The sequence below is a fragment of the bacterium Scap17 genome (genome assembly GCA_013376735.1).
Lineage (GTDB): Bacteria > Pseudomonadota > Gammaproteobacteria > Pseudomonadales > Halomonadaceae > Cobetia.
On the sequence record VINJ01000001.1, the window covers coordinates 2,120,156 to 2,146,859 of the forward strand.

Below are 26,704 nucleotides of genomic sequence, written 5' to 3' on the forward strand. Positions count from 1 at the left end.
GTCATCGACATGCTTGCCTTCGCTCGTCCATTCGCTCATCCACGCACTCCGTCGAGATAACGGCGAGTGTCGGCCAGCGAGACCACCTGTCCGGCCAGCATGTAGTCCAGCGCACTCTGGCCGTTGAAGGGTGCCGCCCGATTGGGGCGCCGCACCCATTCATGGGCCATCTCGGGCGTATTGCTGAACAGGATGCGCAGGGCCTTGTGGATCCCCATCACGTAGGAGATACGCTCCAGGGTGTCGTTGGGCAGGCGTACTTCCGGCAGCTTGCGGTACTTGTGGTAGGTGGTGGTGCCGATGCCCCCCAACAGCACGCGCTGATCCGCCGCGCTGCACTGCCACTTCTCCATGATGTTGAAGAAGGACTTGAGGGCAACGCGGCCCGCACCAGGGCTGGTCGGGGACACGCGATCGAGGGCGGCTGCGGTGGACATGACATTCTCCTGCTGACTGACGATGGCGTCACAGCTGACGCCATACACATGTGAATGATAACACAGAAATACTTCACATGCGCACAGACATCCGCAAGACTCCGCCGCTCGCAGGGCACACGACCCAGTCACTCACCCCGGTCACTCGCAAGGCGTATGCCCTCAAGGCCTGGGGACGTCGTCCTGATCATGCGCATCACAGCAGCTGACAGACGAGGCGTGCCCCTTGCGCGGTGGCACGGGGTCCACGCCACCCGGCCCGCCCAGCGGGTGACAGCGCGACAGACGCCTGGCCGTGAGCCAGCACCCCTTGAGGGGCCCATGCACCTTGATGGCCTCCAGTCCGTAACTGGAGCAGGAAGGATAGAAGCGACAGCGCGGTCCCAGCAGCGGGCTGAGCACCAACTGATAGCCGCGTAGCAAGCCGGTCAGCAGGCGCGTCATGACCGACGTCATGCCGCGCCTGAAGGAGTGGCGACGTTCAGGCGTTGCCATACAGGGTGTTCGGATCAATGATCGGCGGATCGGTAATCTCGGCACCTTCAGCATCCAGGCGCCAGTAGAAGCAGCTCTTGCGCCCGGTATGGCAGGCAGGGCCTGTCTGATCGACCTTGACCAGCAGGGTATCGCCATCGCAGTCCAGATGCGTAGTGACCAATTTCTGCTGTTGGCCCGAGCTCTCGCCCTTGCGCCACAGCTTGCTGCGCGAGCGTGAGAAGTAGCACACGCGACCGGTGGAGAGCGTCTCGCGCAGGGCTTCGGCGTTCATCCACGCCATCATCAATACCTCGCCGCTGTCATGCTGTTGCGCGATGGCGGGAATCAGCCCGTCGCCATTCCAGGGCAAGGCGGCGATCAGCGCCTCCAGCGCGACCTTCTCGCCGACGTCGGCATTCTCCAGCGACTTGAGCAGTCCATCCTGAGCCATTGAGGGTGTTTCCTTGCAAAGTCCATATCGAAGCCCCGGCAGTGTCATGTCACGCTGGCCGGGGCTCACGCAGTATTCAATATCACAAGCCGCGAATCAGCGACGCAGTCCGCCACGAGCGCTGCGCCAGATGAGCGACAGCAGGTAGGCGACACCAGCCACCAGCACGATGGTCGCGCCGGCCGGCAGGTCGAACTGCCAGGAGAGCGCCAGCCCACCGGTGGTGAAGGCCATGGCCGCCAGGCTCGCGATCACGATCATCATGCCCAGTGAGCGCGCATGATGACCGGCAAGCGCGGCAGGCAAGGACAGCAAGGCCAGCACCATGATCAAGCCCACCGCCTGCAGCAGCAGCACGACGGTGATCGCCACCATCACCAGCAGCAGCAGGTAGAGCGTCTTGACCGGCACGCCCCGCAGACGCGCGAACTCTTCATCGAAGATCACCGCAGTCATCGGACGATGCACCAGCAGCAACACCAGCGCCAGGCCTCCCACCATCCAAGCCAGGGTACCGATGGCATCCGCAGGCACCAACAGCAGGTTGCCGAACAGATAGCTCATCAGATCGACCTTGTAACCCGGGGTCTGACTGATGAACAGGATACCGGTGGCCATGCCGATGGCCCACAGCGCGCCGATGACGGTGTCTTCCTGATCAAAGCCCTTGAGACTGATGTAACCGATCAGCAGAGCGGCGAGAATGGCGCTGATGAAGGCGCCGACCAGCGGGCTTGCGCCCATGAAGTAGGCGATCCCCATGCCGGCAAGCACGGTATGGGCGATACCCCCGGCCAGATAGCCGATGCGGCGCACCACGACATAGGGGCCGACCAGACCTGCCGCAAGACTGGCCAGCAGACCGGCGAAGAGGGCGTTCTGGAGAAAATCCTGGCTGCCCAGGGCGGTGATGAAATTCATGTAATGTAAGCCTAGAGCGCAGAGCGGGCGGTGTGAAGGAAGTGAAACAGGCCAGACGGACAGTCACCGGCCGCGACATCAGTGATGGTGATGGATCATCTGGACGTTTTCACCATAAAGTCGCTCGATCGATTCAGCGGTGAGTGTCTCGGTGTCATGGACGATCATCTTGCGGTTGAGGCAGGCGACCCGATCGACGTAGTCACTGATGAAGCCGAGATCGTGACTGATCACTACCACGCTCATGCGGTTGGCCAGGCGATTGAACAGCTCGAACAGGGAGCGCTCGCCGTCGCTGTCGACACTCGCGGTGGGCTCATCCAGCAGCAGCAACTGAGGCTCGGCCGCCAGGGCGCGGGCGATCAGCACACGCTGCAGCTGACCGCCGGAAAGGGCATCGATATGCCGACGGCGCAGATGACTGATGCCGACTTCTTCCAGCACTGCACCGATCGCTTCACGGTCCGCGCGTGGCCAGGGGCCCCACTGACGACGACGCCCCTGGCGCCCCATCAGCACGACGTCTTCCACGCGGATGGGGAAGCGCTTCACGAAGTTGGCAAACTGCGGCACATAGCCGATATGGCGCGCGGCAGCCTTGGGCGTGCGCCCCAGCACGCGGACACAGCCAGCCGCCGGCTTGTGAAGACCGAGTATCAGCTTGAGCAGCGTGCTCTTGCCGCCACCGTTGGGCCCGATCAGTCCCACGATCTCGCGCGCGCCGACCTGAAAGTCGACATCGTCGAGAATGAGCTGCTCGCCATAACGGAAGGTCACGCCGCGAATATCAATGGCATCCGGTGCATCTGCCGGCACCGGGCGAAAGACCGGTCCGACACTGCGCCCGGTGGCTGACGCCTCCGGATGGCTGTCCGCACGCGGGCGCGCGACGGAGATGGGGCTGACCATGACGTAAGGTACCTCGTTGCAACGCAGACGGGCGCATGAGCGCCCGTCTGACTTTTCGATGGGGCAGGGCATTGTGCAAGATCAGACGCCATGCGCAATACCTGGCCGGCAATTACTGGCTGTCAGTCAACTCGAAACCCGCCTTCAGCGCTTCGGTGGCGTGCTTCAGGTTGTCGAGATAGTCCTCTGCCAGCGGGTCCAGCACAGCCACTTCGGCCTCCAGGGAGCTGGCGATCCGCTTGGCTGCCGTCTGGGAGAACTGCCCCGAGACGAAAATGGTGCCGATGTTCTCATCCTTGGCACGCGTGATCAGCGTGGCCATCTCGCGCGGCGTGGGCTCACGACCACTGACTTCAATGGCATGCTGCTCGAGCGAGTAGCGGTCCGCGAAGTAGCCGAAGCTGGGATGGAAGATCAGGAAGTTGCGGCCCTTGTAGGGTGCCAGCGTCTGAGCGATCTGCGCATCCAGCTCGCTCAAGGCCTTGAGCAGATGCTGCTCATTGGCATCGATCTCGCTGGCATGTTGCGGCAGGCGTGCCTCAAGCACCTCGGCGGCACGCTCGACGACGGTCTGCATGCGCTGCGGGTCCAGCCAGAGGTGGGGATCGGCTTCGCCGAGATCGCCATGCTCGTGCTCGTCATGATCCGCGTGGGCTTCATGCTCATGCTCATGCTCGTCGTGATCCGCGTGGGCTTCATGCTCATGCTCGTCATGATCCGCGTGGGCTTCATGCTCATGCTCGTCGTGATCCGCGCCATGATCATGATGATGCGCTTCGCCACTGCCGAAGTGGCGTGTGTTGAGACCCTCCTCAAGATGCACCACTTGCATCTCGGCGTTGTTCTTCTCCAGGCGCGGCAACCACACCTGCTCGAAGGGCACACCGATGGCCAGATAGAGCGGGACTGTCGACAGCTCGGCCACCTGGCGTGGTGTCGGGTCATAGGCGTGCGGGTTGTCGCCCGGCTTGGCCAGGGTGGTGATCTCGACATGCTCACCGGCCAGCTGATCGACCATCCACGCGATGGGCGGCACGCTGACGGCCACATGCAGAGGGGCGCTGTCCTGGGCGTGGGCGGCAGGCGTCGCGAAGGCGGCAAGCGCGCCCAGCACACTCAGCGGCAGGGCACGCGCGGCCCGCGGACCCAGCGTGCGCTGGACCCGGGACAGCAGCTTTTCACACAACATTTGGCGAGACGCCAGGGGAGAGCCCGCATACATACTCATGACACCACTTCCTTTGCTAGTGATCACGACATGATGCGGGCAGGGCGTGCCGAGAACCGGCACGCCAGGACCGCCATCAGCCGCGGTTGAACGAGAGTCGCTGGCCGTTGGCCACCGGATTGACGGTCTTGCCGTCATAGGCTTTCACGCCGTTGACGAAGGTCGCATCGATACGCGCCTTGAAGGTCACGCCATCGAAGGGGCTCCAACCACACTTGTAGAGCACGTTGTCACGCGTGACGCTGGTCTCGCCATTGAGGTCGACCAGCACGAGGTCAGCGAAGGCCCCTTCACGGATGTAGCCGCGATCGACGATGGAGAAGCGATCCGCCACGTTGTGACTGGTCTTCTGCACCAGAGTCGCCAGGTCGTAGATGCCGTCCTGAACCTGGTCGAGCAGTGACAGCAGGGCATGCTGCACCAGCGGCAGGCCGGAAGGTGCCTTGAAGTACGGGTTCTGCTTCTCTTCCCAGGTATGCGGTGCGTGATCGGTGGCGATGATGTCGATACGGCCATCCATCACGGCAGCGCGCAGGGCGGCGCGGTCTTCGGCGGTCTTCACTGCCGGGTTGCACTTGATCAGGCTGCCACGGGTGTCGTAATCGGCGTCGCTGAACCACAGGTGGTGCGCGCAGACTTCGGCGGTGATCTGCTTGCCCTTCATCGGGCCGGCCTTGAACAGCGCCATTTCCTCGGCGGTGGTCAGGTGCAGGACATGCAGCTGGGTACCGTTGCGGGTCGCCAGGTCGATCGCCAGACGCGAGCTCTTGATGCAGGCTTCGCGCGAGCGGATCAGGCCGTGTTCGGAGAAGGGCACGTCTTCCCCGAAACGCTCGCGCCAGCGCGCCTCGTTCTCGAGAATCATCGGCGTGTCTTCGCAATGCGTGACGATGGGCGTCGGGGCATGCTTGAAGATGCCTTCGAGAATCTCCGGATCATCGACCAGCATGTTGCCGGTAGAGGCGCCCATGAAGATCTTGATGCCGCAGGTCTGGTTCGGATCCAGCGTCTTGATCGCTTCCAGGTTGTCGTTGCTGGCACCCAGATAGAAGGCGTGGTTGGCATGGGCACGACCGGCCGCCACGGCAAACTTGGCTTCCAGTGCATCGCTGTCCAGGGTCGCCGGCTTGACGTTGGGCATGTCGAAGAAGGTGGTGATCCCCCCGGCCACGGCAGCAGCTGACTCGGTGGCGATGTTGCCCTTGGCGGTCAGGCCCGGCTCACGGAAGTGCACCTGATCATCGATCATGCCCGGCAGCAGATGGCGGCCGGCGGCATCAATCACTTCACGTGCATCGAGGTGAGACAGGTCGCTGGCGATGGCGTGAATACGCCCGTCCTTGATGCCCACATCCTGGGTGGAAATGGTGCCTTCGTTGACGACTTGCGCCTGTGAGATGCGGATGTCCAGCATGTGACGTCCTCCGTGGGAAGCAAATGTTATATCGTATCAAAAGCGCTCGCAAGCGCCGTTCACTTAGCGTTTTCTGCCATGGCAGCTGCTTGAGAGGTGCAATCCTGGCAACGCCCCTCGAGTTCGATGGTCTGGCGTTCGATCGAGAAACCATGGCGATCGGCGCTGGCGACTAGCCGGGTGCCGAGATCGTCATCATGCATTTCCTCGACACGACCGCAGCCGCGGCAGATCAACAGCTGAAAGCCGTGCTGATGTTCCGGGCAGTGGCAGGCAAGGTAGGCATTGAGTGATTCGATGCGATGGACGAGGCCCTGTTCGAGCAGGAAGTCCAGCGCACGATAGATCGTGGGAGGGCGGGCAGCGCCATGCTCCTTGGCGAGCTGATCCAGCAGGTCATACGCCTTGAGTGCGCCATGACTGGTCGCGATCATTTCCAGTACACGTCGCCGTATCGGCGTAAATCGCACACCGCGCGCCAGACATTGACGTTCGGCCTGGTCAATCAGCGAAAGTGGCTCTGGCATGAAGAATCCTGATTGTCGTGAATCCCGGATGTCAAAAGGCGTCAAGCGCGATGAGGGCAAGTGCGTCAGCGCGCAGCCTGAATGACCAGATGCTTATTCTAGGGCAAATGGGCCATGACGGGCCACCGGCAAGGGCATCGGGGCTGCGTGAGTCACGTAAAGGCAACGCACGGCGCAGGGGCCGACATGAAAGCGTGGACAAGCGAGCAATATGATATAACATAACAATTATTGCTTTCTGATCGCGATGATAGACCCGCGACCATCCCTGACAGGAGGATTTCATGGCCCAGTTCGAGGCGCTGCACCCACCCCTTCACACACGGCCCGAGTCACGCCTGGCAGCCAGTTCGTCACCTTCGACCCTCGCGGCGGCACCAAGACCCGCAACCCATTGGCATATCGGTCACGAGGCACATGACCTGGGAGCCATCTTCGATCCCGATATCAGTCTGGCCGTGATGCAACGCCGCATCGATGCGGCATTGAAGATGGCGGTCAAGGCTCAGTCCTCGGGTGCCTACCCGCTGCGCATGCGCTGGCGTGGCCCGATCAGTGATCTGCGTGAGGCGCTGGAGCGCTACCTTCCCGCACCGGATGCCGGGGCTGCGCTGATAGAGGATATCCGTGTGCTGGGTGAGGCCATGGGCGAACTCTTCGAGGTCAAGGATATCGGCATGCGACTGGAGATGACCCAGAGCGCCATGTGCCCGCGCTTTCATGTCGATCGCATCCCCGTCAGATTGGTGACGACCTACGATGGCCCGGGCACCCAGTGGCTGCCGGAACATGCCGCCGACAGAATGGCACTGGGCCATGGCCAACCCGGCCATCAGGACATCTGCCTGGCCCCCGGCGAGATACATGAGCTGCGCCCGGGCAGCCTGGCGTTGCTCAAGGGCGAGTGCTGGCCGGACAACGAAGGACGAGGGCTGATCCATCGCTCACCGGTGGTGCCCAATGGCAGTCGCCTGATGTTGAGCATGGACCCCGGCTGAGCTGAGACCAAGTGAATCATCAAACAAGAACACCCCGCCAAGGCGGGGTGTTCTTGTCTTTACCGATGGCACGTCAACGGATCAGTCCGCGATCGGCGCCATGCCGACAGTGGCGACATCTTCCTTGCTGCGCGAGAAGTGCTTGCGCGCAAAGGCGACACGCTCGGCGACCGGCACACCGTCGGGCTGACGCTCGATCAGCTCGAGTCGCTTGCGCAGGCCCTCGCCATTGGCCATCTGGATGGCCAGGCCCGGTCGGGCGTTGAGCTCCAGCAGCATCGGGCCATGGCGACGATCCAGCACCATGTCGGTGCCCAGATACCCCAGTCCGGTCATCTCGTAACAGCCGGCAGCCAGCTCGAGCAGGGTGTCCCACTGCGGTACCTTGAGCGAGAAGATATCGTGCCCGGTATCGGGGTGCGCGAACTGCGGGCGATCGTACTGCACGCCGCGCACCGCCCAGCCACTGCCGATGTCCAACCCGACGCCGACCGCTCCCTGGTGGAGGTTGGCCTTGCCATCCGAGGCCGCCGTCGACAGACGCATCATCGCCATCACGGGATAGCCCTTGAAGACGATGACACGAATGTCCGGCACACCCTCATAGGTGAACTCGGCGAAGGCCTGATCGAAGGAAATCAAGCCTTCGACCAGCGCCACATCCGGTGAGCCGCCCAGCGAATAGAGCCCTGACAGGATATTGGAGACGTGACGTTCCATGTCGGCACGCGTGATGCGCGCGCCGCTGGGCTTCACATACTCTTCGCCATCATGGTGCTCGACGACGAGGATCCCCTTGCCGCCTGATCCCTTGGCCGGCTTGATCACGAAACCTGCGTGATCGCGCACCATGTCGACGACGCGCTCAACCTCGAACTGGCTGGCGACCTTGCCGATCATCTCCGGCGAGGCCAGGCCGTACTTCTGACACAGCAACTTGGTCTGCAGCTTGTCATCGACCAGCGGATAGAGGCGACGGTCGTTGTATTTCGAGATATACCCGATGTTGCGGCGATTCATGCCGACAACCCCCCGGGCGCGCAAGGCGCCCGGCGTGGTCCAGTTGCGCGACCAGCGATTCAGCCATGACGAGAGCATCTCAATCCTCCGTCAGCGGCTTGAAGCGGCGCAATTCCAGCAGACGATAGCCGGTGTAGTTGCCGAGCAGCAGGATGAAGGCCATCAGCACCAGTTGCAGACCGAGGAAGTTGAAGGTCAGGTGACGCACCCAGGGATTGTTCATCGCCAGATAGGCCAGCACAGCGGTCAGAAGGCTGCCGCCACCTTGCTTGAGCACTTCCTTGGGACCTTCCTCTTCCCACAGGATCGACATGCGCTCGACGGTCCACGACAGGATGATCATCGGGAAGAAGGTGATGGTCAGGCCGGCGTTCAGACCGAAGCGATAGGCGAGTACCGAGAAGATGGAGATGATCGCGATCACCGTGATGATCACCACCGAGACCCTCGCCACCAGCAACAGATTGAGCCGCGACAGGTAACTGCGGATCACCAGGCCCGTCGCGACGATCAGCAGGAAGCCGATCAAGCCGGTCACCAGACTTGTCTGGATGAAGGCGAGGGCGATCAATACCGGCATGAAGGTACCGGAGGTCTTGAGACCGACCAGTACACGCAACAGCACCACGACCAGCGCGCCGATCGGGATCAGCAGGATGGTCTTGAACAGCGCCTGCTCTTCCAGCGGCAGGGAGTGGATCGAGAAGTTGAGCAGCTCGTCATTGGCCAGCTTGTTGCGCACCGCGACGGCCGCCGGCTCGTTGTGACGGATCATCGAGAAGCTGACACGGGAATTCACGCCGCCTTCGACTTCCAGCATCGGCGCGCCACGACCTTCCCACAGCAGCAGGTTGTCCGGCTCACCTTGCTTGCCGGTTTCCGGGTTGATCAGCACCCAGTCGGTGTTGATGTCTTCAGCATCGGCGGCCTCGACATCCACCGCCTCGTTGCCTTGCGGCGTTTCGGCGAAGACCTGCAACCAGGACGAGACCGTCTGGCGACGACGACCGTCTTCCAGGCTCAGGCCGCTGACCAGACGCGCACTGACACCGGCCTCATTGAGCAGGCGCAGCATGAGCTCGGGACGCTCGAACTGGGTCAGCAGCAGGCGCGCATTCTCGCCCTGACGCTGATTGTCGAACTGCTTGATCAACTCACGTGCGAAGGTGAACGAATCGGCACTGCGCTCACGGGCCTGATCGATGACCTGGGCCGCGGCGGTATCGTAGGGACGCTCCCAGGAGACTTCCTGAGGGGCCGGCAGGCGCTTGATGGCCGCAGGGGTTGCGTTGTCGGACTCCAGCATGGTCACGGTGTAATACAGCAGCTGCGAGCCTGCTGCTTCACGGATCGACCATTCGGCACGACGGCCCGGCAGGTCATCCAGATAGGACAGCCCGAAGCCCGAGGACGCCGTGTTCTCGGTGAGAACGCTGTAGCCTTTCTGGTTTTCCGGCAGCGCCAGCGACGCCTTGACCGGACCACCAGTGGCCGTGAAGGCCACTTGGGCTTCGATATCCCACACTTTTTGCTGTGCACCGGGTACCCAGGGCACATCAAACGAAATATGGCGATAGGCGGTCAGGCCCACACCGATCAGCATCAACAGGCCGACCAGAAGATAGAAAGCAAAACGCGACATGGGAGTCCTTGAAATGTCTGGAGCAGTCATGATGGCTCGGTGGCGCACCGAGCCATGTCAGGCAGCGAAGCCGGGCAGAGGAGACAGGAGGGCGCTTGCCACTCAGTCGCGGTTGCCTTCGTTCGGGTCCTCGTCCTTGGCCGCTTCGTTACTGGGTGCACTGCCCGGGTACTCCGGACGTGCATTGATGAAGGTACGGCTGACGTCCACCGCAGCGATGTCCATCATGAAGCGACGGCCCAGCAATACCGGATAGGTGAGATCACGACGATCATTGAGGGTGAACTCGACCTTCTGCTTGATGTCACCCAGCGTCATCAGCAGGCTGACGACGGGACGCTCTTCGCGGCCGGAGGCCTGGATGATGGTTACCGTGCGGCTGACCTGGGCTTCGACCCACTTATCACGATCGCCTGACACGAAATACTTGCCGTCATCCCGCAGCGCCAGTTTGAACTTGACCCACTTGGCGCCGTCGCGCTCGAATTCGGTGATATCACGCGCCGACAGCGACGAGGTGTTGGCCCCGGTGTCGATCCGTGCCTTGAAGTAACTGCTGATGGTCGGGAAACCGACCCACTCGACGCGCCCAAGCAGGGTCTTGTCGAGGATGGGGTTGTCGGTCACGGCCTTGCAGGCTTCCACGGCCTGCGGCTGTGCGGGCTGTTCCATCTCGGCATGGATCTGGCGCAGCTGACTGCCGACTTCTCGCACGTCACGACGCAGGGAGCGGCTCAGCGCCTGCTGGTCGGCAAGTTGCTGCTGTTGGACGTTGCATTGGCCTGCCAGCTGCTCCTGCAGGGCATCGATGCGTTGCGAGAAGGCATCTGGCGTCAATACCGGTTTCTGCGGTTGCGGTTGTGCCGGGACGCAGCCGGCCATGACGACGACACTGGTCAAGGAAACAGGCAATAGCAGCTTGCGGATCAGCATAGGGGAGAAGGTTCCTGTTCAGCCTTGCTGCCGCTCTACAACCTGTGTGAACGGCAGACATAATTCTTGTCCATCGTCAGTCAGCACACTGATCCGACGATGCCTGGGTATTCCCTTGTATAGCTTTGGCGTTCTAGCACCGAAGCGTTACTGGAGGCGATCATACGTAGCCCGAATGGTGACTGTCCACGTTTCAGCACCTGACGCCGAGCCATTTACTGCGATTCACCAACGTAGCGATCACTTTATGTCGCCAGTCGAGGACAGACCACACCAGCTCACGCCAGTCGTGGGTCAGAGCCGCTATCAGCCGGCTGTAGATATAACGCCAGCTTGGCTTGCGTCGTTTTCAGGTGACGAAAACCTTGATGGAATCCAATCTGCAGACAGAACTAACCTTCGCGGCAACTTGCACAGCCAGACCTCACTGTTTGCGCATTGTTCAGGATGCCACTGCATCATCAGCGCGGGATCACAGCATGGTAACGACACGATCTCGGATGCGAGTGTGCCGACGAAGCGAGCTAGACTGTCGCCAAACTGATCAAATGCAGGCCACTCAGCAAAAGATAGGCGGGAACGTCGACTGACTCCATCGGCTGACTTTAATGACAAGCAGAACGAGGTTCACAAGCAGCTATGCAGAAGCTGTCATGCACGCGGAGGAGGCCAAGTGCCTGAAGATCGACGCTCAAGCATTGATGCACACAGCTTTAGCATGCTCACGAAACATCGTATTTAACATAATATATATTATACGAACTGTGAATATGTAGGTTTTGAGAGTGATTCTGGCGCGTCCTCATAGCCAGTTCCTGTGGTTCATCAGGCCATATCAATCAGGTCGAGCCGTCAGGACAAGTCCTGCGAGAGGAATCTGTCGGCTTGCAGCAGCGACGGCAAGAATCACGGGCCACTTTAGCACCCGCTAGATACTTCGAGACAATTTGCCGGAGTCCGTGAGTCAGGAAGCCCGTTGCTCAGGAGCGCGAATAAACTTATCCTTGATACAACTCACGCACAATCGTTGTAGAATAATTCGGACCACATGTAATCCACGCTGCAGATCTTGTCACCCAACCTTGCCGCGCACCGTGATGACTCACGGATGGGCGCCAACCGGAGTCAGCGATGCCCTCTTTCTCATCCTGTCTGTCAGCTAGCGCTGGATTCATGCACAACGGCATTCGGTGCATCAGCGGCCGCGCAGCCGTGTTGATCATGGCAGCGGGGTTATCAGCCTGTAGCGGACCTCAGATAGAAGATTACGCGGGCAGCGGCCCTGAACTTCGCATCGATGAGTACTTCCTGGGCCATACACGTGGCTGGGGCATGGTGCAGGATTACCGTGGTGAGGTGACGCGGCGGTTCGTGGTCGATGTCATCGGCAGCATGCAAGGCAATCAGCTGATTCTGGAGGAAGACTTCGTCTATGCCGATGGCGAGACGCAACACCGCCGCTGGACCTTTACCCCGGCGGGTGAACGCCAATGGACTGGTCGAGCGGCAGATGTGACGGGCGAAGCGACAGCGACGACCCGCGGTAACGCCTTGCGCATGAACTACGTGCTCCAGGTACCGATCGACGACAGTACCTGGGAGTTCAGCATGGATGACTGGATGTATCTGCAACCGGATGGTCGCATCCTTAACCGGACCTCGATGCGCAAACTGGGCCTCGAAGCTGCTAATATCACCCTGGCATTTCAGCGCTGCCCCTGTGACTCACCAGCATCTGAGCCGAAATGACAGCTCTTGCGCGGCAGTTATGTTGGCCCCTGATGGCTTCAGTCCTCGATAGCGCCAGCCTTTGTCGGTTCCAGCGCCTGACAGCCCAACTCTCATGAGGCACCGGAGCCACCCGCATGCTGTTCGAGCGATGTCTCCACCTTGGACAACCACTTGCCGTAATCGTCTTCTGGCGCCATCGGCACTCCAAAAGCGTATCCCTGCAATTGATCAAAGCCCAAATCAACCATTGCCTGACGCTGGCGTGAGTGTTCGATGCCAACTGCGATGGCGGAGATATCCAGGGCATGCAATGCCGCCGTCCAGGCTTTCAACAGGCGCCCCTGACGCGTATCGGTCTGCAACAGACTGATCCAGCGCGGATGCAGTTTAACGCTGGTGATGGGCAGCATGCTTATTAGACGCAGGCTGTCATCCTCAGGGCCGAAACGGTCGACACAGAAACTGATACCGTCATTGGCCAGCGATTTCATCGCCAAAACTAGTGACTCCGGCGTCGCGGAAAGACTCTCGACACCGCTGATATCAAGGCGCAGGCAATTTCCCTTGAGCCGGTAAAGGCGCAGGACACGGCGCAGAGTATCGATATACTCGCTTTCGATCAGGCGCGACGCCGTGATATTCAGCGACAGAGGTAACAACATCTCGTTACCCTTCCTGGTCGCCAGCCAGTGGCTGAGCAAGGCGCAGCTTCTGCGCAGCACCCAGATATCGAGCTCCTCATCCAGCCCCGCGTGTCTGGCGATGCGCAACATCTGATGGGGTGTGATCCAGCGGTTCTTGTCTTGCCAGCGCAGCAGCACTTCCTGACCGCTGAGGTCTTGGCTGCCCGCAGTGACGATGGGCTGTAGATGGATGCACAGCTCATTGTCACGCAGCGCCTGGGCAAAGCGGTTGTTCATCTCGAGGCACAGATTGAGGTTGTCCGTGAGATCCGCAAGCTGGACGCCCTTCTCTTTTGGCGCCCACTCACTGGCACAATCAAGCTCGTCTTCCACCACATCGATTAGTTCCGCCGCTGACATGCTGACGCTTATAAAGGTGCCTGCTCCGATCAGTAAATCAGGTCGGGTATTGGCGGAGAGATGCAATAACCAAGGCTGTTCCACGAAGCGATGCCTGCGCATGCCGTGCAAGGCCTGGTCACGCGGCAACAGGATCATCAGGGTATCTTCGCTAATGCGCCCTTTGAGCAGGCTCTCATCATCGAAATTTTCATTGAGCTGGTTGGACAGGGACTGCAGAACTCCTTCGTAGAAGTCGACGCCCTGCTGCTTGCGCAGTCTTTCAGCATTTGTCAGCTTGAGCAGAATGACTTGTATCGGCCCTTGGCTTGCATATTCTTCCAGCCAAGCAGACATTTTATGAAGAAAGCGCCCACGCAGGCTGTAGCCGGTGATGGGGTCGATATTGGCTTGCAACGTAGCGCGTGCTCGTTCTCCCAGCAGCGAATCACGCTGGATCAGCTCATTCTCGACCAACAGTGCACAACGCTCCAGCCGCTTCAGCTGGACCGTATCCAGTTCACGGGGCTTGTGGTCGATCAGGCACAGTGTCCCCAGCGGCAGGCCGCTGCTATCACGCAGCACGGCACCCGCATAGAAGCAGACATGCGGTGGCCCTGTCACCAGGGCGTTATCAAAGAAGCGCTCATCCTGACGCGCATCATTGACGATCAGAAAGCGCTCTTCATGCAGCGCGTGGGCACAGAAAGCGAGATCCCTGTCCGTCTGCCGTGCATCCAGCCCACAATGGGCCTTGAACCACTGGCGGTCTTCGTCCACCAACGACACAAGGCAGATGGGCACATCAAAGATATCGGCGACCAGTCGCGTCAGATCGTCATAGCGTTTTTCATGGTCACTATCCAATACATGCAGCGAATGCAGGCTATTGAGGCGCTCTTCTTCACGCGGATGAGGTGCCGCCGGCCTGAAGCCGGGCCGGCCACCCGGCGCGAGGGTCGTCTTTGCAGCGGAATCTGCCATGGCATACTGCCTCGTTGGTACTTCTATGAGATATAACCGCATGTTCGTACTTGAGCATACCCGCCTCCACTGTTGACTGGCAGAATCGGCAACTGGCGATTCACAAACGATAATTGAGCGTGTAAATCACTGAATGCATTGCTGTGTGGCAATATCGCAGCGATTTCTCGCCATCACGACACAGAAAGCCCCGTAGCAAGGCTACGGGGCTTTCTGGTTGACGCTTGTCCTTTTGAGCTCAGACGCTTCGCGCCTCACTCACGAAGAGACAGGGTTTCAGGCTTCAGCGGGTGCATAAGAGCCATCTTCACGATGGACTTCCTTGCCGGTCAGGCCCGGGGTGAACACACACGCCAAGTGCATGGTCTTGGTAGCACGCAGCAAGTGATCATCATGCTCGTTGAGGATATAGATGTCGCCCGGCTTAATCGGCCAGATCTTGCCATCGGCCAAGGTTTCGACCTCACCCTCACCTTCCATGCAATACACCACTTCATAGTGATGCTTGTAATGGATGTGGGTCTCGGTGCCTTCAAAGATGCGGGTTATGTGGAACGAACACTTGCCGCCATCTTCATCGAGCAGCAGGCGCGTGCTATCCCAGTTGCCATTCTCGGCCTTGACCAGACGATCAGTGTTGCGAGCTTCTTCGAGATTGCGAACGATCATGTGTTTTCCTCACTAGGCTGCCTGACATCGACAGCTGACAGATGGCGATTACCGTAACGAAGGGGTGACCTGGATGGGCAATCGGTGGGGGTGGCAAGCCAGCGTCTCACCAACGACCCGCGGGACGCCGATGACCGGGCGCCCCGCGGGAAGACAACGTTACTTGGACAGCACTGCGGCAGCGCTTTCCTCGATGATATCGAGGGCTTCCAGCAGGTCTTCGTCACGGATGGTCAGCGGGCACAGGCACTTGACGACCTGACCGGAGTGACCACTGGTCTCGATGATCAAGCCCTGCTCGAAGCAGCGTGAGGTGATGGCATCGGCCAGCTCACCGTCACGGACATCGATACCGCGCATCAGACCACGGCCCTTCTCGTGCGCTTCGAAGCCATTCTCGCGGGCCTTGCCGGCAATCTTCTGGAAGCGATCTTCGACGATACGGCCCTTGCGCTGGATATCGCGCTCGAACTTGTCATCGCTCCAGAAGTGGCGCAATGCGGCGGCGCCGGTCACGAAGGCCAGGGCGTGGCCACGGAAGGTGCCGTTGTACTGGCTCGGCTTCCACTGGTCCAGCTCGGGACGCATCATCACCATCGCGAACGGCACACCGGAGGCAGACAGCGACTTCGAGTTGCAGACGATGTCCGGCACGATGTTGGCGTGCTCGAAGCTGAAGAACTTGCCGGTACGGCCACACCCCGCCTGGATATCATCGACGATCAGCAGGATCTTGTGCTCCTTGCACAAGGCATCCAGACGCTGGAGCCATTCGATGGAGGCAGGGTTGATCCCACCTTCACCCTGTACGGTCTCGACCAACACTGCTGCCGGGCGATCCAGACCGCTGGAGGAATCCTTGAGCAGCTTGTCGAGGTAGGCAACGGTGTCGATGCCCTCACCCATGTAGCCATCGTAGGGCACGAATTGCGCACCCTGCGCCGGCAGACCCGCCGCATCACGGAACTTGGCGTTACCGGTGGTGGCCAGCGCCCCCATGGTCACACCATGGAAGCCGTTGGTGAACGACACGATGTTGTGGCGGCCGGAAACCTTGCGCGCCAGACGAATGGCAGCTTCGACCGCGTTGGTGCCTGTCGGCCCCGGGAAGTGGACCTTGTAGTCCAGACCACGCGGCTTGAGGATCACTTCCTCCAGCGCTTCGAGGAAATCGCGCTTAGCGGAAGTCCACATATCCAGACCGTGGATGATGCCATCATTGCTGATGTAATCGACCAGTGCCTTCTTGAGTACCGGATGGTTATGCCCGTAGTTGAGCACACCGGCACCGGCGAGGAAATCGATGTAGCGCTTGCCGTCCTCGGTGAACAGGTGGGCATTCTGCGCCTTGGTGAAAACGGTCGGGAAAGAACGCGAATAAGTGCGTACCTCGGATTCCATCTGTTCGAGAATCTGCGTATTCATGCTGTCACCTCCCTGGTGATGGATGGCCGCGTACTAAAAGGCCATACCAGAATGTAAAGACGATCCAACGAATGACACTGCCCCCACCTCGCTAACACATGGGGTCAGCAGGAGATGTCACAACCTTCCTGTCGTGAACATCTGCCGAACGGGACGTGATTCTTCTCGACGACCGACACAAGAATCATGACGGCGTCCCGTCCGGGACTTCTTGCGGTTTGCTACCCGCCCTTGCTGCGCATGGGCCTTGATTGCACAAGAGCCTTGAGCGCGTTGAGCACTTAGATGTCGCTCGGCAGGAACGGGCCGATGCGCACCAGGTTTTCGGCAAGGTGCTCACCACCCAGCTGATCTGAGGAGAAGTACTCACGCGAGTGCAGCGGCACCTGCCAGCGCTCGGCGAGGCGAGTGAACAATGCCCAAGACGCCTCGTTGTCCGGCGTGATGGTGGTCTCAAGATGACGCACGTGCGCCATTTCGGGACGCTTCATCACGGCTTCAATCAAACGACGTGCCAAGCCAGTACCACGCGCCTTCTCACCGACGGCGATCTGCCACAGGAAGAAGGTCTGAGGGGCGTCGTTGCGGGTGTAACCAGAAACAAAGCCGACTACCTCACCTTCCTCATCTGTCGCGATGGCACAGCTGTCACGGAACTGCGTGGCCAGCAAAACGTACGAATACCCTGAATTGAGGTCCAGCGGCGGGCAGGCCTTGACCAGCTCATAGATGCCCCAACCATCATCAGTAGTCGGCTGACGGATGAACAACGGCGCGCTGGCGCGGTTGATCACGGCATCGTGGGTGTGGTGGGCCAGGCCCTGAATCGTGGAAGTCATTGTCATGGTTTTCATAAAATATTTCGCAGTTGGCGAATTCGCTATAAACCATAACAAACTGTTATGGGTATCGCAAACCATAAATTATTCTCGTGGAGCGCATGGATAACACATGATTATCCAAAACCCGTATCGGTGAGCGTGCAGGCCCGGGCCGGGGCCAGTACCAGTACCAGTACCGGGCAATACTCGCCCTTGCCCACCGCCCGCAGGTGGTTTGTCCCCACCAGACGCAAAACGGCGCCCCTCGGGGCGCCGTTAGATTGCCTGCTCATGCGGCATCTAGCCTTGCTATCGTTGCCAATGCCGCTGAGGCGGCTTCTGCACTAGTGCTCGAACCCTAGGCTTCCGTCACTGCTGTTTCTGCACATCACGCTTCTTGCTCGCGATCGCGACAATCTGGCCCAGCTCATCATGGCGGCTGAACTGCACCGCGCAATTGCGGCCTTCATTCTTGGCGGCGTAGAGCGCCATGTCCGCATTGTGTGATAGCTGTTCACGGTCGCTTCCATGCTGAGGTGCGATGGCAATCCCGATGCTGCAACCCACTTCCAGCTTGTGCTCTTCATACAGGAATGGCTTGCCCAGGCTGTCGATGATGCGCTTGGCCAGCTGGGCCAGCTCCCCATGGCGTCCCAGATTCGCCTGTATGTCGGCGTTATGGACCAGCACCACGAACTCATCGCCTCCCAGACGCGCGACGAAATCGCCCTTGCGCACCACCTGATTGAGTCGCTCCGCGATCACCTTGAGCGCCGCGTCCCCGGCGGCGTGTCCATGGGTGTCATTGATGGGCTTGAACTTGTCGATGTCCAGCATGAGACACGCCAGCTGCCCGCCTTCGTCACTGACGCTTTCGAGCCAATGCTCGACCCGCTCATAGAAATGCTGCCGATTGGGCAGTCCCGTCAGAGAGTCATGCATCGCTAGTTGGGTGATGCGCTTCTTGTAGTTGTTGCTCTCGATGATGTTGTACTTGAACTTCTGCAGCGCCCGTGCCATCTGGCCCACTTCATTGGTGTGCTGGGTACTGTCGATCACCACGCTGACATCGTCATTGGCCAGGGTATTCATGGTCTGGGTCAATCGACGTATCGGCACCAGAACATAACGCCCGAACAGCCACATCGAGATGCCGATCAGCACCACGATCATCGCCAACGCCAGGCCATTGACCCATGGGGCCACCGTGGCCAACAGATTGAGCGTCTTGCCTACCGCAGCAGAAGTAGCCCCGATCCGCATGCGGGTTTCATGATCCAGCACCGCCAGTGCGTCAAGCGCTGGCGCATCGTTGACCTTGACTTGCTGATCGATCTCACGCGGCGAGAGCTCAGTCTGCTGATCATGTAACTGGCTGACCTTGTTCAAACGATCACTGTAGGACTGGATGACATCGGCGATATCGCGGATGGCACGTTGCTCGGCGGTGTTCATGCCCAGCGCACGATATGCCGCCAGGGTGGCGCGCAGCGATTCGATGTCTTGCGCCGCCTGCTGACCGTAGATGGCATCGCTGCGCAGCACGTAATTCTTGAAGTGGTGGATCATCTCACCATAGCCGAGATCACGGCGCAGGTTGGCCACCAGGCGAGCCTTGCCCATGCCGTTCTCGAGCGGGTTGTCATTGTCACGCAGCTCCGCGATGGAAATGCGCCGCAGGGTATTCAGCCCCGAGACGGCCTGGAAATCATCGATCTTGACCAACTTGTCGATATCGCCACTCGATCGCCCCTGCTCGATCATCGTGCGTATTCTAGGCACCATAAGCTCATAACGGCTGATGGTGGCACGCAGCCCCGCCACCGCATTTTCCTCCTCTTGGGTCAGTCCAAGGCTCTGGTAACGGCTCAGAGCGCTGCGAGCGGCACCGATCTCATTCTGCACCTCGCCGATCAGCGCGGGGTCCTGACGTAGCACGAGATTCTTGAAGTCATGCACCATGCCGCCATAGCCCAGGGCCTTGGTCAGCTGACCTTCCAGGCGCGGCTTGTCAGAGCGCGCCTGCTGATATTCCTGCCAGTCATACTGCAGGTCGGACACGTTGCGGGTAATAAATGCCAACACGATCAGCAACACCAGACCCGCCAAGGCAGAAAGCACACAGATGATGATGTTGATGGTGCGAAAACGCAGGTTGGCCAGACTCATGAAGGCTATCTCTTGACGTTGGAAGGAAAGGTTCGACGATACATGTCACGCCGGACGGCCGTAGGGCTGATGCCAGCATGAAAAAGATACTGCCACGATACCAGATAACTCTAATACTTCACTCAGCAACTTCACTGAGCCTCCCTTCATACGCCGCGCGCCCTGGCCTGGATGCCCCAGGCTCGCGCCAGATCAGCTCAGACCCTGAGAAGCGATGTCGCACGCATAAAAAAATCTCCCACCGAAAATCGATGGGAGATTGCGTTTCTGACCTGTGCCTGGATCGACTCTGGCGTTGGCCTGATCACATTCCTGGAGCCAGACCCGGAATCAGCTGTAGTAGGCGTTGGTCGTGTCGGTGTGATCGGTCACGTCACGCACACCGGTCAATTCCGGGATACGCTCCATCAGCGTCTTCTCGACACCATCCTTCAGGGTCAGATCGACGGCGGAGCAGCCCTGGCAACCGCCGCCGAACTGCAGTACGGCGACCTGCTCTTCGGTCAGCTGCACCAGCTTGATCTCGCCACCATGAGCCGCAAGCCCCGGGTTGATCTCGCTGTAGAGGATATAGTTGATGCGATCTTCAAGGGGGCTATCCGCGTTGACCTTGGGCATCTTGGCGTTCGGTGCCTTGATGGTCAGCTGGCCGCCCATGCGATCGGCATTGAAGTCGACGGTCGCTTCTTCCAGGAAAGGCACGCTGTGCGTATCGAGATAGACCTTCAGCTTCGGCAGATCCAGGATCTCATCCGTCGGCTCTTCCTCGCCCGGACGGCAATAGGCGAGACAGGTCTCGGCATATGGAGTGCCCGGCTGGGTGATGAAGATGCGCACGCCGATACCTTCGACGTTCTGCTTCTCGAGCAGCTCGGCAAGATACTCCTGGGCGCTGTCGGTAATCTGGATGCTCTCACTCATGGCGCAGAGACTCTCTTGATGTCAGGTGACTAATGGCTCCATGTTAAGGAAAACCTGCTGCACTCGCAATCCTGAGCAAATCACTCGGGTTTGGTGCCTGTGCGCGACCACTCCCTTTCTTGGGCACTCCTGACTGACTCATGTTGCGCATGAATCATGCTCATCGTGACGATTCTGTAGTCTGATACGATAGCCCCAACTGGCCAGGCGGGGATTTGTGAGCAAATTCCCAGCCGGCGCCTCTCAATAGCAATGAGTTCGCGCCTGTGGCGTGTGGCTTTCTCGGCAAGATGCTGGCTTGGCAGAGCACTGGCTTGGCAAGTTACTGGCCTGGTAGAGAAAGTTGCCCGCCCGGGAAACAACGCGACAGGTCACGTACGCTGGAGTCCGTCATGGCGCAAGCCCAATCCCCTGTTCCTTATTCTCTGTCCTTGCCCGACACGCTGAGCCAGGCGCTGCAGGAACGCATCCTGATCCTCGATGGCGGCATGGGCACCATGTTGCAGAGTTACGGGCTGGAGGAGGAAGACTTCCGAGGTGAGCGCTTCGCCGACTGGCCCAGCGACATCAAGGGCAACAACGACCTGCTGGCGCTGACCCGACCGGACATCGTCGAGGCGATCCACCGCGCCTACTTCGAGGCCGGCGCCGATATCGTCGAGACCAACACCTTCAATGCCACTCAGCTGTCGCAGTCCGATTACGGCATGCAGGCGCTGGTTCACGAGATCAATCTTGAATCTGCACGCCTGGCGCGCAAGACGGCGGATGCCGTGGCCGCCGAGACCGGAATCCCGCGTTTCGTCGCCGGGGTGCTCGGCCCGACCAGCCGCACCTGCTCCATCTCGCCGGACGTGAATGACCCCGCCAAGCGCAACGTCACCTTCGATATCCTACGTGACAACTACCGCGAAGCCGCATTGGCGCTCTTCGAGGGCGGCGCGGACCTGATCCTGATCGAGACCATCTTCGACACTCTTAATGCCAAGGCGGCGATCTACGCCCTCGAGGAGCTGTTCGACGAAGGTCACCCGCGCCTGCCGGTGATGATCTCCGGCACCATCACCGATGCTTCGGGACGTACGCTGTCCGGCCAGACCACCGAAGCCTTCTGGAACTCGGTGCGTCACGCGCGCCCGCTGAGTATCGGCCTCAACTGCGCGCTGGGCGCCGAGGAGTTACGCCCCTACCTGCGTGAGCTATCCGAAAAAGCCGATACCTTCGTCTCCGCGCACCCTAACGCCGGCCTGCCCAACGAGTTCGGTGAGTACGATCAGACACCGGACGAGATGGCCGAGATCATCGGCACCTTCGCCGCTGATGGTCTGCTCAACATCATCGGTGGTTGCTGTGGCTCCACCCCGCAGCACATCCAGGCGGTCAAGCGCGTGGTGGACCAGCACCCGCCGCGCAAGGTGCCGGAGATCGCCCCGGCCTGTCGCCTGTCAGGACTCGAGCCCTTCAACATCCAGTCGGATTCGCTGTTCGTCAATGTGGGTGAGCGCACCAACGTCACCGGCTCCGCGCGCTTCCGACGCCTGATCAAGGAAGAGGATTACACCACGGCACTGGAAGTGGCTCTCGAGCAGGTCGAGAACGGCGCCCAGGTCATCGACGTCAACATGGATGAAGGCATGTTGGAATCGAAGGAGGCCATGGTGCGCTTCCTCAATCTGATCGCCTCGGAGCCGGATATCTCGCGCGTGCCGATCATGGTCGATTCCTCGAAGTGGGACATCATCGAAGCAGGGCTCAAGTGCATCCAGGGCAAGGCGGTGGTCAATTCCATCTCGCTCAAGGAAGGTGAAGAAAGCTTCCGTCAGCAGGCGCGGATCTGCCGTCGTCATGGTGCCGCCGTGGTGGTCATGGCCTTTGATGATGTCGGCCAGGCCGATACCTTTCAGCGCAAGATCGAGATCTGCGAGCGCGCCTACCGGATGCTGGTTGATGAAATCGGCTTTCCGGCCGAGGACATCATCTTCGACCCCAACATCTTCGCCATCGCCACCGGCATCGAAGAGCACAACAATTACGGGGTCGATTTCATCGAAGCCACGCGCTGGATTCATGACAACCTGCCCCAGGCGATGATTTCCGGTGGTGTCTCCAACGTGTCCTTCTCGTTCCGCGGCAACAATCCGGTCCGCGAAGCGATCCACTCGGTATTCCTCTATCATGCCATCCAGGCGGGCCTGAGCATGGGTATCGTCAACGCCGGCCAGCTGGCACTCTACGATGACCTGCCCCGGGAGCTGCGCGACGCCGTTGAGGACGTGGTCCTCAACCGCCGCGATGACAGCACCGAGCGTCTGCTCGACATCGCCGACCAGTACAAGGGCGATGGCAGCAGCGGCGAGAAGAAGGAAGACCTCGAATGGCGCAGCTGGTCGGTCAACAAGCGCATCGAGCACGCGCTGGTCAAGGGCATCACCGTCCATATCGAGGAAGATACCGAAGAGGCGCGCCTGCAGGCAGCCCGACCCATCGAGGTCATCGAAGGGCCGTTGATGGACGGCATGAATGTAGTCGGCGACCTGTTCGGTGCGGGCAAGATGTTTCTGCCCCAGGTGGTGAAGTCGGCGCGCGTCATGAAGCAGGCGGTCGCCCACCTGATCCCCTTCATCGAGGCAGAAAGATCCGGAGACACCCAGGCCAAGGGCAAGATCGTCATGGCAACCGTCAAGGGTGATGTCCACGACATCGGCAAGAACATCGTCGGCGTGGTGCTTCAATGCAACAACTATGAGGTGATCGACCTGGGCGTGATGGTGCCGGCGGAGAAGATCCTGCAGACCGCCATCGACGAAAAGGCCGACATCATCGGGCTATCCGGGCTGATAACGCCGTCGCTGGACGAGATGGTCAATGTCGCCAGGGAGATGCAGCGCCGTGGCTTCGAGTTGCCGCTGCTGATCGGTGGTGCGACCACGTCCAAGGCTCACACCGCAGTCAAGATCGAACCGCAGTATGAGCAGCCGGTCATCTATGTCACCGACGCCTCGCGCGCGGTGGGCGTGGCCTCGCGGCTGCTGTCGCCGGAACTCAAGGCAGCCTATGTCGATCAGATTCGCACCGAGTACGCCGTGGTACGCGAGCGAAACGCCAAGCGCCGCCCCAAGGCCGCGGACCTCGACTACCGCGAGGCGCGCAAGCGTCGTTTCCAGCCTGACTGGGAGCATTACACCCCGCCGGCCCCCAGCTTCACCGGCCTCAAGGTCTTCGATGACTACGATCTGAATGAACTGGTCGAGCGCATCGACTGGACGCCCTTCTTCATGAGCTGGCAGCTGGCGGGCAAGTACCCGAAGATTCTGCAGGATGAGGTGGTCGGGGAAGCGGCGCGTTCACTGTTTGCCGATGCCAGGGTGATGCTGCGCAAACTGATCGATGACAAGGTGCTGTTGGCCCGGGGTGTGATCGGCTTCTGGCCGGCCAACTGCGTCGACGACGACACCCTGGAAGTCTACGCCGATGAGTCACGCACCCAGGTGGTCGAGCGCCTGCATCACATCCGTCAGCAGATGACCAAGAACCGTGATGGCGTCTGTCACAGTCTTGCCGACTTCATCGCCCCGCGTGACAGCGGCAAGCCGGACTGGATCGGTGGCTTCGCCGTGACCACTGGGCATGGCGCGGATGAACTGGCCGGGGAGTACGAGGCGGCTGGCGATGATTACAATGCCATCATGGTCAAGGCGCTGGCGGACCGTCTCGCCGAAGCCTTCGCCGAGCGCCTGCACGAGCGCGTACGCAAGGAATTCTGGGGCTACGACAGCGAGGAAGTACTCGACAACGAGGCGTTGATCGCCGAGAAGTATCGCGGCATTCGTCCGGCTCCCGGCTATCCGGCCTGTCCGGATCACACCGAGAAGGCCACGCTGTTCCGCATGCTCGAACCGGGGAAGCATGCCGGCATGGAGCTGACCGAGAGCTTTGCCATGTGGCCGGCAGCCGCCGTCTCTGGCTGGTACTTCGCACACCCGGAGTCGAAATACTTCTCCACCGGCAAGATTACCCGCGATCAGGTGCAGTCCCTGGCGAGCCGCAAGGCAATGGAGCTTTCCGAAATGGAACGCTGGCTGTCGCCGGTGCTGAGCTACGATCCCGACGCCGATTGATCCGCTACTTGAGACTCCTCGACTGCTGATGGAGCCATCGTCAGCTCGGCGCGCCTCACCTCTCACGAGATGGGGCGCGCTGTCATCTGAGAGCCGATGTCTTCAGTTTGCCGAGCGCGCTATCATGGCGCTCTTCCTTGTCTGCTGTCGTGAGTCGCCCGTGCTGTTGTCACTGCTTTGTATATCACTGTCCTGTCTGTCTCTGCTCGGTTTCTCGCTGTTCTGTTCATCGCAGCCCCGTTCCCTAATTTCCCGCTTGTCAGCCGCCTTCGAGGCTTTTGCCCCCTCCTGCTCTTCTCATTTTTCCGACACCCCGCGTGGGAGCGTCTGATGCTGGGGGATCTTGCGCGCAACACACGAATACTCAAACTGGCGCTGCCGATCATCGGGGCGATGCTGTCGCAGAGTCTGCTCAACCTGATCGATGCGGCACTGGTCGGCAGCCTGGGCGAGACGGCGCTGGCGGGCGTGGGGATCGGTGGCTATGCCATGTTCATGGTCACGGCGCTGATCTTCGGGCTGTCTTCCGCCGTCCAGGCCCAGACCTCGCGACGCCTGGGCGAGGAAGCGCCTGAGCGTTGTGGCGAAGGCCTGAATGCCGGCCTGGTACTCGCGTTGTCGATCGGCATTCCCGTCACTCTCGCCTGTCATCACTGGGCTGAGCCACTGCTGTCGCTGATCAATGACCAGCCTGGCGTGCATGAAACGGCCGCCTCATATTTCCAATGGCGGGTGCTGGGGCTGGTCCCGGTCGCCATGGCGTTCTGCTTCCGAGGTTTCTGGAATGGCCTGCAGCGCACCGGCATCTATCTGCGCATCATGTTGATCACCCAGGCGGTCAATGTCGTGCTCAGCATCATCCTGATCCACGGTCTGTTCGGCGCTCCGCAGATGGGCGCGGATGGCGCCGGGGCCGGTACGACGCTATCCCTGCTGGTCGCATTGGCGCTATGGATCAAGGCGACGCTGGGCGAGCGCCGTCTGCACGGTGTCCTGCATGCCTGGCCACCGATGACGCATTACCTGACGCTGCTCAAGCTGGCGGTGCCCCACTCCTTTCAGCAGCTATGGTTCGCAGCGGGCTACGCGATGCTGTTCTGGATACTCGGGCAGATCGATGCGGCCAGCGTCGCAGTCGGCCATGTGCTGGTGAATCTCTCCCTGCTGCTGATATTGCCCGGAGTCGGGCTCGGGCTTGCCGCCATGAGCCTGGTAGGTCAGGCCCTGGGCAGCGGTGAGCATGAAGAGGCCCATCGCTGGGGGTGGGACACCGTACGTGTGGCACTGCCGTGTCTGCTGTTGCTGGGCTTGCCGCTGTGGGTCGCGCCAGAAAGCGTGCTCGGGCTGTTCCTGCATCGCCCGCCATTGATCGAACTGGGCCTGCTGCCGCTGCAGATGACAGCCGCCATGATCGTGCTCGATTGCACCGCCATCGTGCTGGCCCAGGCACTGCTGGGCGCCGGGGCCCAACGCACCGTGATGCTTGCCACCTTGAGCCTGCAGTGGCTGATCTTTCTGCCCGCGGCCTGGTGGTGGGGCGTCCATCAGGAAGGCGGCCTCGTCGCCATCTGGGCGATACAGCTTGCTTATCGCCCGCTCAACTCGCTCGTCTTCGGGCTTATCTGGCAACGCAGAGCGTGGCAAGCCTTGCGCCTTTGAAGATATTCTCTGGTGCGGCTATCCAGCAGCCTTTGCTGCCACTCGCGCTTGTAGCCTATGGAAGACATCAACAGATAATGAGATATGTCGTTCAATCGTTGAAGCTTGGTAAATAGCAGCCAGTTTGAAGTCCATGCTCAGCTTGCCCAGTCGTGTACCCTGAAAGAAACATAAGTCAATGCACCGGGGGGAACGCCATGTCCGCTGCCACCATCAGGACAGGACGAG

Annotated in this window: 21 protein-coding genes; 4 read left to right on the forward strand and 17 right to left on the reverse strand. The window is 60.3% G+C overall.

Annotated features, from left to right (window positions below; genetic code table 11):
• Positions 1-35: 35 nt before the first annotated feature.
• The 8 genes from FLM52_09085 to FLM52_09120 all read right to left on the reverse strand — a co-directional run bounded on the left by FLM52_09085 (position 36) and on the right by FLM52_09120 (position 6,364).
• The gene (locus FLM52_09085; GenBank protein NVN55940.1) at positions 36-437 is read right to left on the reverse strand and encodes a DUF2384 domain-containing protein; all 402 of its coding nucleotides are present in this window, start codon (positions 435-437) and stop codon (positions 36-38) included.
• A gap of 162 nt (positions 438-599) precedes the next feature.
• The gene (gene yidD / locus FLM52_09090) at positions 600-932 is read right to left on the reverse strand and encodes a membrane protein insertion efficiency factor YidD (GenBank protein NVN55941.1); all 333 of its coding nucleotides are present in this window, start codon (positions 930-932) and stop codon (positions 600-602) included.
• Positions 919-1,365: a phosphoribosyl-AMP cyclohydrolase gene (hisI, locus tag FLM52_09095; GenBank protein NVN55942.1), complete on the reverse strand. Its 447-nt coding sequence runs from the start codon at positions 1,363-1,365 to the stop codon at positions 919-921. The genes yidD and hisI overlap by 14 nt, the downstream gene beginning before the upstream one ends.
• Before the next feature lie 96 nt (positions 1,366-1,461).
• Entirely contained in the window at positions 1,462-2,286 is an 825-nt protein-coding gene (locus FLM52_09100) for a metal ABC transporter permease (GenBank protein NVN55943.1), read from the reverse strand.
• Positions 2,287-2,364: 78 nt separating this feature from the next.
• A complete protein-coding gene (locus tag FLM52_09105; GenBank protein NVN55944.1) occupies positions 2,365-3,195 on the reverse strand; it encodes a metal ABC transporter ATP-binding protein in 831 nt (276 codons plus the stop codon).
• 112 nt (positions 3,196-3,307) lie between these two features.
• Positions 3,308-4,561: an ABC transporter substrate-binding protein gene (locus tag FLM52_09110; protein NVN55945.1), complete on the reverse strand. Its 1,254-nt coding sequence runs from the start codon at positions 4,559-4,561 to the stop codon at positions 3,308-3,310.
• Positions 4,500-5,837, reverse strand: a complete 1,338-nt coding sequence (locus FLM52_09115) for a dihydroorotase (protein ID NVN55946.1) — start codon at positions 5,835-5,837, stop codon at positions 4,500-4,502. The genes FLM52_09110 and FLM52_09115 overlap by 62 nt, the downstream gene beginning before the upstream one ends.
• 59 nt (positions 5,838-5,896) lie before the next feature.
• Positions 5,897-6,364, reverse strand: coding sequence for a transcriptional repressor (locus FLM52_09120; protein NVN55947.1), 468 nt, complete (start codon positions 6,362-6,364; stop codon positions 5,897-5,899).
• Between the two features lie 284 nt (positions 6,365-6,648).
• Here FLM52_09120 and FLM52_09125 point away from each other — a divergent pair, with 284 nt between their 5' ends.
• Positions 6,649-7,362, forward strand: coding sequence for a DUF1826 domain-containing protein (locus FLM52_09125; GenBank protein NVN55948.1), 714 nt, complete (start codon positions 6,649-6,651; stop codon positions 7,360-7,362).
• Positions 7,363-7,443: 81 nt separating this feature from the next.
• Here the strand turns inward: FLM52_09125 and FLM52_09130 are convergent, their stop codons facing one another.
• The 3 genes from FLM52_09130 to FLM52_09140 form a co-directional block, all read right to left on the reverse strand.
• On the reverse strand, positions 7,444-8,460 hold the full coding sequence (locus FLM52_09130; GenBank protein NVN55949.1) for an alpha-L-glutamate ligase-like protein: 1,017 nt from the start codon (positions 8,458-8,460) through the stop codon (positions 7,444-7,446).
• 1 nt (position 8,461) lies between these two features.
• Positions 8,462-10,024: a gonadoliberin III gene (locus tag FLM52_09135; GenBank protein NVN55950.1), complete on the reverse strand. Its 1,563-nt coding sequence runs from the start codon at positions 10,022-10,024 to the stop codon at positions 8,462-8,464.
• A 102-nt stretch (positions 10,025-10,126) separates the two neighbouring features.
• Positions 10,127-10,957: an ATP-dependent zinc protease gene (locus FLM52_09140; protein ID NVN55951.1), complete on the reverse strand. Its 831-nt coding sequence runs from the start codon at positions 10,955-10,957 to the stop codon at positions 10,127-10,129.
• Positions 10,958-12,178: 1,221 nt separating this feature from the next.
• Here FLM52_09140 and FLM52_09145 point away from each other — a divergent pair.
• A complete protein-coding gene (locus tag FLM52_09145) occupies positions 12,179-12,706 on the forward strand; it encodes a DUF3833 domain-containing protein (GenBank protein NVN55952.1) in 528 nt (175 codons plus the stop codon).
• Positions 12,707-12,798: 92 nt separating this feature from the next.
• On the opposite strand, the gene FLM52_09150 is transcribed toward FLM52_09145, so the two are convergent.
• The 6 genes from FLM52_09150 to nfuA all read right to left on the reverse strand — a co-directional run bounded on the left by FLM52_09150 (position 12,799) and on the right by nfuA (position 20,699).
• Positions 12,799-14,736, reverse strand: coding sequence for a sensor domain-containing phosphodiesterase (locus FLM52_09150; GenBank protein ID NVN55953.1), 1,938 nt, complete (start codon positions 14,734-14,736; stop codon positions 12,799-12,801).
• A gap of 234 nt (positions 14,737-14,970) precedes the next feature.
• On the reverse strand, positions 14,971-15,363 hold the full coding sequence (locus FLM52_09155) for an ectoine synthase (GenBank protein NVN55954.1): 393 nt from the start codon (positions 15,361-15,363) through the stop codon (positions 14,971-14,973).
• Between the two features lie 159 nt (positions 15,364-15,522).
• Entirely contained in the window at positions 15,523-16,788 is a 1,266-nt protein-coding gene (gene ectB, locus FLM52_09160) for a diaminobutyrate--2-oxoglutarate transaminase (GenBank protein NVN55955.1), read from the reverse strand.
• A 281-nt stretch (positions 16,789-17,069) separates the two neighbouring features.
• The gene (ectA, locus tag FLM52_09165; GenBank protein ID NVN55956.1) at positions 17,070-17,642 is read right to left on the reverse strand and encodes a diaminobutyrate acetyltransferase; all 573 of its coding nucleotides are present in this window, start codon (positions 17,640-17,642) and stop codon (positions 17,070-17,072) included.
• A gap of 336 nt (positions 17,643-17,978) precedes the next feature.
• Positions 17,979-19,778 carry a diguanylate cyclase gene (locus FLM52_09170; GenBank protein ID NVN55957.1) on the reverse strand — a complete coding sequence of 600 codons (1,800 nt, stop codon included), beginning with the start codon at positions 19,776-19,778 and terminating at the stop codon, positions 17,979-17,981.
• A 330-nt stretch (positions 19,779-20,108) separates the two neighbouring features.
• Positions 20,109-20,699 (reverse strand): Fe-S biogenesis protein NfuA, encoded by a 591-nt coding sequence (gene nfuA, locus FLM52_09175; GenBank protein ID NVN55958.1) that lies wholly within the window; start codon positions 20,697-20,699, stop codon positions 20,109-20,111.
• Between the two features lie 392 nt (positions 20,700-21,091).
• Between nfuA and metH the strand changes: the two genes are divergently transcribed.
• Both metH and FLM52_09185 read left to right on the forward strand, forming a co-directional pair.
• Positions 21,092-24,817, forward strand: coding sequence for a methionine synthase (gene metH / locus FLM52_09180; protein ID NVN55959.1), 3,726 nt, complete (start codon positions 21,092-21,094; stop codon positions 24,815-24,817).
• A 330-nt stretch (positions 24,818-25,147) separates the two neighbouring features.
• Positions 25,148-26,476 (forward strand): MATE family efflux transporter, encoded by a 1,329-nt coding sequence (locus tag FLM52_09185; protein NVN55960.1) that lies wholly within the window; start codon positions 25,148-25,150, stop codon positions 26,474-26,476.
• Positions 26,477-26,704 lie beyond the last annotated feature (228 nt).

What these genes read in the sequence shown, in the direction of transcription:
- FLM52_09085 (NVN55940.1), bottom strand. Translation starts at nt 437, where the DNA reads ATGTCCACCGCAGCCGCCCTCGATCGCGTGTCCCCGACCAGCCCTGGT.
- yidD (NVN55941.1), bottom strand. Translation starts at nt 932, where the DNA reads ATGGCAACGCCTGAACGTCGCCACTCCTTCAGGCGCGGCATGACGTCG.
- hisI (NVN55942.1), bottom strand. Translation starts at nt 1,365, where the DNA reads ATGGCTCAGGATGGACTGCTCAAGTCGCTGGAGAATGCCGACGTCGGC.
- FLM52_09100 (NVN55943.1), bottom strand. Translation starts at nt 2,286, where the DNA reads ATGAATTTCATCACCGCCCTGGGCAGCCAGGATTTTCTCCAGAACGCC.
- FLM52_09105 (NVN55944.1), bottom strand. Translation starts at nt 3,195, where the DNA reads ATGGTCAGCCCCATCTCCGTCGCGCGCCCGCGTGCGGACAGCCATCCG.
- FLM52_09110 (NVN55945.1), bottom strand. Translation starts at nt 4,561, where the DNA reads ATGACGGCAAGACCGTCAATCCGGTGGCCAACGGCCAGCGACTCTCGT.
- FLM52_09115 (NVN55946.1), bottom strand. Translation starts at nt 5,837, where the DNA reads ATGCTGGACATCCGCATCTCACAGGCGCAAGTCGTCAACGAAGGCACC.
- FLM52_09120 (NVN55947.1), bottom strand. Translation starts at nt 6,364, where the DNA reads ATGCCAGAGCCACTTTCGCTGATTGACCAGGCCGAACGTCAATGTCTG.
- FLM52_09125 (NVN55948.1), top strand. Translation starts at nt 6,649, where the DNA reads ATGGCCCAGTTCGAGGCGCTGCACCCACCCCTTCACACACGGCCCGAG.
- FLM52_09130 (NVN55949.1), bottom strand. Translation starts at nt 8,460, where the DNA reads ATGCTCTCGTCATGGCTGAATCGCTGGTCGCGCAACTGGACCACGCCG.
- FLM52_09135 (NVN55950.1), bottom strand. Translation starts at nt 10,024, where the DNA reads ATGTCGCGTTTTGCTTTCTATCTTCTGGTCGGCCTGTTGATGCTGATC.
- FLM52_09140 (NVN55951.1), bottom strand. Translation starts at nt 10,957, where the DNA reads ATGCTGATCCGCAAGCTGCTATTGCCTGTTTCCTTGACCAGTGTCGTC.
- FLM52_09145 (NVN55952.1), top strand. Translation starts at nt 12,179, where the DNA reads ATGGCAGCGGGGTTATCAGCCTGTAGCGGACCTCAGATAGAAGATTAC.
- FLM52_09150 (NVN55953.1), bottom strand. Translation starts at nt 14,736, where the DNA reads ATGCGGTTATATCTCATAGAAGTACCAACGAGGCAGTATGCCATGGCA.
- FLM52_09155 (NVN55954.1), bottom strand. Translation starts at nt 15,363, where the DNA reads ATGATCGTTCGCAATCTCGAAGAAGCTCGCAACACTGATCGTCTGGTC.
- ectB (NVN55955.1), bottom strand. Translation starts at nt 16,788, where the DNA reads ATGAATACGCAGATTCTCGAACAGATGGAATCCGAGGTACGCACTTAT.
- ectA (NVN55956.1), bottom strand. Translation starts at nt 17,642, where the DNA reads ATGAAAACCATGACAATGACTTCCACGATTCAGGGCCTGGCCCACCAC.
- FLM52_09170 (NVN55957.1), bottom strand. Translation starts at nt 19,778, where the DNA reads ATGAGTCTGGCCAACCTGCGTTTTCGCACCATCAACATCATCATCTGT.
- nfuA (NVN55958.1), bottom strand. Translation starts at nt 20,699, where the DNA reads ATGAGTGAGAGCATCCAGATTACCGACAGCGCCCAGGAGTATCTTGCC.
- metH (NVN55959.1), top strand. Translation starts at nt 21,092, where the DNA reads ATGGCGCAAGCCCAATCCCCTGTTCCTTATTCTCTGTCCTTGCCCGAC.
- FLM52_09185 (NVN55960.1), top strand. Translation starts at nt 25,148, where the DNA reads ATGCTGGGGGATCTTGCGCGCAACACACGAATACTCAAACTGGCGCTG.